The organism is Streptomyces sp. OfavH-34-F (genome assembly GCF_022347745.1).
Lineage (GTDB): Bacteria > Actinomycetota > Actinomycetes > Streptomycetales > Streptomycetaceae > Streptomyces.
Window position 1 is genome coordinate 1 of the sequence record NZ_JAKRGC010000351.1, and the last position, 6,211, is coordinate 6,211.

At 75.6% G+C, this 6,211-nt stretch carries 3 protein-coding genes; all 3 read left to right on the forward strand.

Going from position 1 to position 6,211, the window contains the following annotated elements; translation table 11 throughout:
• A partial coding sequence (locus MHW47_RS30610; protein ID WP_239227127.1) for a condensation domain-containing protein occupies positions 1-2,384 on the forward strand: 2,384 nt, incomplete at its 5' end.
• Between the two features lie 38 nt (positions 2,385-2,422).
• Entirely contained in the window at positions 2,423-3,349 is a 927-nt protein-coding gene (locus MHW47_RS30615; RefSeq protein WP_239227128.1) for a 3-hydroxyacyl-CoA dehydrogenase family protein, read from the forward strand.
• The coding region (locus MHW47_RS30620) for a non-ribosomal peptide synthetase (RefSeq protein ID WP_239227129.1) at positions 3,342-6,211 on the forward strand (2,870 nt) is incomplete at its 3' end. The genes MHW47_RS30615 and MHW47_RS30620, both read left to right, overlap by 8 nt.

The window sequence follows — 6,211 nt, forward strand, 5'->3', positions numbered from 1 at the left end:
CCACCACCCCGACGGCGCTCGTGCCCACCCCGCCGGCACCTTCCACCACCCCGACGGCGCTCACCCCGCCCCCGGAGCCGACCCCGCCCACCGAGCCCGCCGTACCCCCCGCCTCCGAGCCGGCCGAGGGCTCCGACGTGCTGCCCTGGCTGCGGGAGACGCTTGCCGAACTGCTCTACGCGGACGGCGTCGCCCCCGACGCCGACTACTTCGCCCTCGGCGGCAACTCGATCATCGCCCTGCTCCTCCTCAAGCGCGTCGAGCAGCGGTACGGGGTCACGCTGCGCATGATCGACGTCTACGACCACCCGGCCGTCGCCGACCTGGCGTCCGCCGTCGAGTCCCGGCGGACGACCACCGCCCCCGCCGGCCCGGCCACACCGGCTCCGGCTGCGGAACCCGTCCGGGCCGCCACCGCGCCCCCCGCCCCGGACGCTCCCGTACCGGCCCCGCCCGCCGCTGAGGCGGCCCACGCGCTTCCGCCGATCCGGCGGTCCGACGCCCACGTGCTCTCGTACGGGCAGGAGCGCATGTGGTTCCACCACCAGCTCGACCCCGGCACCACCCTCTACAACCTCCCCGGCGCCTCCCGCCACCGCGGCCCGATCGACGTCAGCGCCATGCGGCTCGCCTGGGAGGACCTGGCCGAGCGGCACGAGGTGCTCAGGTCGAACTTCATCTCCGTCGACGGCCGCGCCCGCCTGTCCGTGCGCCCCGAACTCGGTGACTTCTTCCGCTACGAGGACCTGACCGGGCGGCCCGACGCCGAGGAGACCGCCCGCGAGATCCTGCGCACCGAGTCCCAGCGCTCCCTCGACGTGGAACACGATCCGCTGGTCAGGGTCACCCTGATCCGGCTCGCCCCGGACGACCACCTCTTCTGCTGGCTGACCCACCACGCCGTCAACGACGGCTGGGCCCCGCAGATCCTGATGCGCGAGCTGATGGCGTTCTACGAGGCCCGCCGCGGGGGCCGCGTCCACCGCTTCGAGCCGCTGCCCGTCCAGTACCGGGACTACGCCGCCTGGCAGCGCGAGCTGATGGAGCGGGGACTGCTCGACGGCCAGCTGCGGTACTGGAAGGAACGGCTCACCGATCCGCCGGTGCTGACGCTGCCCACCGACCGGCCGCGCGCCGCGCGGATGGACTTCGCGGGCGCCGCGTACAGCCTGACCATCCCGCCCGAGCTCGTCGACCGGCTCCGCGCGATCGGCGTCGCCGAGTCCGCCACCCTCTTCTCGGTGCTGCTCACCGGCCTCAGCATGACGCTGGCCCGCTGGTCCGGCCAGGACGACGTCGTGGTCGGCACCCCCACCATCGGCCGCACCCGGCCCGAACTGTGGGGCCTGCTCGGCTTCTTCAACAACACCATCGCGCTGCGCACCGACCTGTCCGGCGACCCCGGGTTCCGCGGACTGCTGCGGCGGGTGCGCACCGACGTCATCGAGGGCCTGGAGAACCAGGAACTCCCCTTCGACGCCGTCGTCCGCGAACTCGCCCCCGAACGCGACCCGGCCCGCAACCCCATCTTCGACGTCATGTACGTCCACCAGACGCTGCCCCCGCACTTCGTCTTCGGCGAGAGCCTCTTCGGCCCCGCCGTCGACGAGGAGGGCGGGCCCCTCTTCCCCGGGCTGCCGCCCGGCACGTCCAAGTTCGACCTGTCGGTGGTCGTCGGCGAACGCGCCGGCGCCGACGACCTGGACGTGGTGGTGGAGTACAGCACCCACCTGTTCGACCGGAGCACCATCGCCGACCTCGCCCGCTCCTGGGTGGACCTGCTGCGGGCCGCGACCGAGGACATGGACGTCCCGCTCTCCGCACTGCCCGGCCCGCCGGCCGGGCCCGCCCCCGCCGACGCCCTGGCCGGACTGCGCCCCTTCGACCCGCCCACCGACCGGCCGCGCCCCCAGGGCGGCGGCACCGGCACGACGGCCCGCCACGAACTCCTCGTACCCGGCGGCCCCGCCCCGGGCCTCGGCGCCCCCGGACTGCTCGCCGCCCTCGTCACCCTCCTCACCGACCGGGCCGGGGCCGACGAACTGCTGCTCGGGCTCGTACGCCCCGACGGCCCGCCGCTGCCCGTGCGGGTCGACGTGACCGACGAGCCGTCCCTGACGGAACTGACCGCCCGGATCGCTCGGCTGATCGCCCGCGCCGAGGCCGCCCCGCCCACCGGGGGGCCGTGGCCCTTCGACGTCACCGCCGACCCGTACGGCACCGGCCTCACGGCCGAAGACCCCGTACCCGACCTGCACTGGAGCGTCGGCGACGACGGGATCACCGTCGACTACCGCACCGAACTGTTCGACGAGGCGACCGTCGTGGCCCTCGCCGACGACCTCGCCGCCCTGGCACGCGCGGTCGCCGCGTCCGCCGAATGACACCACGAGCGTGTACCGACCGGGAAGGAACCCCCCACGTGGGTGAGAGCAAGGACAGCCGGCCGTCGGACACGGCCGCGACACCGATCGGCATCGTCGGCGCCGGCACCATGGGCGCCGGAGTCGCCCAGTGCTTCGCCGCCGCGGGCCACCCCGTCGTGGTCGTCGACCCCGACCCGGCGGCCCGGGCGAGCGGACCCGAGCGGGTGCGCTCCTGGACCCGCGCCGCGCGGCTGCTGCGCCGCCGCGACGCCGGCCCCGTGGAAGGGCGGACCGTCTGGACGGCCGACCTCGCCGCCCTGTCGGACGCCCACTTCGTCGTGGACTGCGCCCCCGAACGCGTCCCCGTCAAGGAGGACGTCTTCCGGACGCTGGACCGGATCTGTTCCGCCGAGACGGTGTTCGCCTCGTGCACGTCGGCGATCCCCATCGGCCACCTCGGCTCCTTCACCACACGTCCCGAACGGGTCCTGGGCACCCACTTCATGAACCCGGCGCCCCTGAAGGACACCGTCGAGGTCGCCACCTCCGACGCCACCTCGGACCGGACGGTACGCCGGACCCTGGACCTCCTCGCGGGCCTCGGGAAGCAGGCCATCGTCGTCGGCGACGGCCCCGGATTCGTCAGCAACCGCGTGCTGATGCTGACGGTCAACGAGGCGGCGGCCGTCGTCGAGGCCGGCACCGCCGACGCCGCCACCGTCGACCGCGTCTTCCAGGACTGCTTCGGCCACGCCACGGGACCGCTGCGCACCGCCGACCTCATCGGCCTCGACACCATCGTCGACACCCTGGACGTCCTCGGCCGGTTCACCGGCGACCCCCGCTTCCGCCCCACCCCGCTCCTCGCCCGGCTGGTCGCCGAGGGCCACGTCGGCAGGAAGGCCGGCCGGGGCTTCCACTCGTACGCGTCGAACAGGTCCCCCGTCCCCTCGCGGCCCGCAGGAGCTGACACCCATGTCTGAGAACGGCAACGCACGGACCACGCCCGGGGACTACGTCGCGGAGGCCGTCGACATCGAAGGCCCCGTCGACATCGCCCTGTTGCAGGACGCCATCCGCCAGGTCACCGGCGAGGCGGAGGCCGTACGCCTGCGGGCGGCCGACGGCCCCTTCGGCAGCCGGGAACTCACCGACGGCGGCCCCGTGCCGCTGGAACTGGTCGACCTGGCCGACGAGCCGGACCCGGTCGCGGCCCGCGAGGCCTGGCTGCACGCCGCCACCCGGGCGGGACGCGCGGCGACACGCTCCACCCAGGCCCTGCTGCGCCTCGCCGACGACCGCCACACCTGGTTCCACCTCCACCCCGGGGACGCCCTCGACCGCTGGGGCTGCGCACTCGTCGGCCGCCGCACCGCCGAGGTCTACACCGCGCTCGCCACCGGCACCTCGCCCTCGGAAGGCGCACTCCCCGGCCTCGCACTCCTCGCCGAGGCCGAGCGCGCCTACCGGGCCACCACGGCGCCGGACGAGGACGCCGCCTTCTGGCGCAAGCACCTCGACGGCCTGACCCCGGTCCGCACGGCCGGCGCCACGGCCGCCCCCGCCGTCTCGGCCGCCGTGACGCTCCAGGCCGCCGACACCGACCGCGTCCGCGCCACCGCCCGGTACTGCGGCACCCACCCGCGCGCCGTCCTGCTCGCCGCCGTCGCCGCCCACCTGCACCAGGCGTCGGGCACCACCGACGTGGTCATCGGACTGCCCGTGGACGGCCGGTACGAACGGGCCCTGGGGCGCGTACCGGGCGCGGCCGACGACATCGCCGCACTGCGTCTCGACGTACGGCCCGACACCGCCTTCGCCGACCTCGTCGCCCAGGCCGGCCGCGAGGCGCGCCGCGTCCGGCGCCACCAGCGGCTCCGGCACGCCGAGGTCTGCCGCGCCCTCGGGGCGACGGAGCCCGGAGCACGGCTGTACCGGGCGATAGCCGACGTACGGGAAGCCGCGCCCACGCTCCGGTTCGGCGGCCACCCGGCGACCGTCCGGCCGTTCGGCGTCCAGCCGTCGCCCGTACCCCGCTTCCTGTGGGAGGAGACGCCCGACGGACGGAGCCACCTCGTCGTCCTGGCCCCCGAAGGCACCCGCGCAGGAACGGGCGAGGCCGGCGGTGACGGCACGGCCGGACGGACCGGCGACCGGACCGGACCGGCTGCCGAGGCCCGGCGACTTCGCGACCTGCTGACCGCGGCCGTCGCCGCACCGGGCCACACCCTGGCCGCCCTCACCGCACCGCACCCCGGGAAGCCCGCCCAGGGAGCGGCCCCCGCATCCACGCGCCCGGAGGCGCGGTCCACCCTGACCGCGCTCCTGGAAGCCGCGGCCCACCGCGCACCCGACGCCGTCGCCGTGCGCGACGCGACCGGCGAGCTGACCTACCGCGAACTGCACGAGCGCGCCAACCGCCTGGCCCGGCTCCTCGTCGTACGCGGAGCGGGCCCCGAACTGCTCGTCGGCCTGCTGCTGCCCCGCTCCGCCGACACCCTCGTCGCGATGCTCGCCGTCCTCAAGGCCGGCGCCGCCTACCTGCCGCTCGACCCGGCCTACCCCGACGAGCGGCTCCGCCTCATGGTCGACGACGCCCGGCCCTCCTGTCTGCTCACCGACGCCGCGCACGCCGCACGGCGGTTCGGCACGCCCGCGGGCCCGGTCGTGATCCTCGACGACCCGGCGGTACGCACGGAACTCGCCGGGGCGGCGCCGCACGCCCTCACCGACGACGACCGGACGGCGCCGCTCACCCCGGAGCACCCGGCGTACGTCATCTACACCTCAGGATCGACCGGCACCCCCAAGGGCGTCGTGGTGACGCACCGCAGCGTGCTGCCGCTGCTCGCCTGGACGGAGGCGGCGTTCGGCGCGGACGCGCTGCGCCACACGCTCGCCGCGACCTCCTTCAGCTTCGACGTCTCCGTCGCCGAGGTGTTCACCCCCCTGGCCGCGGGAGGCACGGTCGAGGTCGTCCGCAACCTGCTGTCCCTCCTGGACGGCGACCCGCCCCGCTGGTCCGGCGGCCTGGTCTGCGCGATCCCCTCCGTGCTCGGCAAACTGCTGGAGCGCACGGACCTCGACCTCTCGGCGAGGACCCTGGCCCTCGGCGGCGAGGCGCTGCCCGCCGCGCTCGCCGAACGCGTCGCCACGACCATGCCGCACACCCGCCTGATGAACGTGTACGGACCGACGGAGTCCACCGTGTACGCCACCGCCTGGCGCCCGGACGGCACGCCCGGAAGCACGTCCGGCACCACGGCGCCGCCCATCGGCCACCCCCTCGACCACGTCCGCGCCCATGTGCTCGACGCGGCCCTGACGGAGGTCGGCCCCGGCGGCACGGGCGAGCTGTACCTGGCGGGCGAGGGGCTGGCCCGCGGCTACCTCGGACGTCCCGCGCTGACCGCCGAGCGGTTCACGGCCGACCCGTTCGGACCGCCCGGAACGCGCATGTACCGCACCGGCGACCTGGTGCGCCGCCGCGAGGACGGGCAGCTCGACTTCCTCGGGCGCGTGGACGAACAGATCAAGGTCAACGGCTACCGGGTCGAGCCCGGCGAGGTGGAGGCGGTGCTGACCCGCCACCCCGGAGTCGCCGAGGCGATGACCGTCGTCCGCGTCGACGACGCGCGCGACGCCCGGCTGATCGCCCACCTGGTGCCGGCCTCCCCGTCCGCGCCCCCCTCCACCGAGGAACTCCGAACCTGGCTCGCCGCCCGCCTCCCCGCCCACCTGGTGCCGGCGGACCTCCGCTTCACGGCCGCGCTCCCGCGTACGCCCAACGGCAAACTCGCCCGCGAGAAGGACCCCGAGCCGCTCACCGCCCCGCCCACGACGCC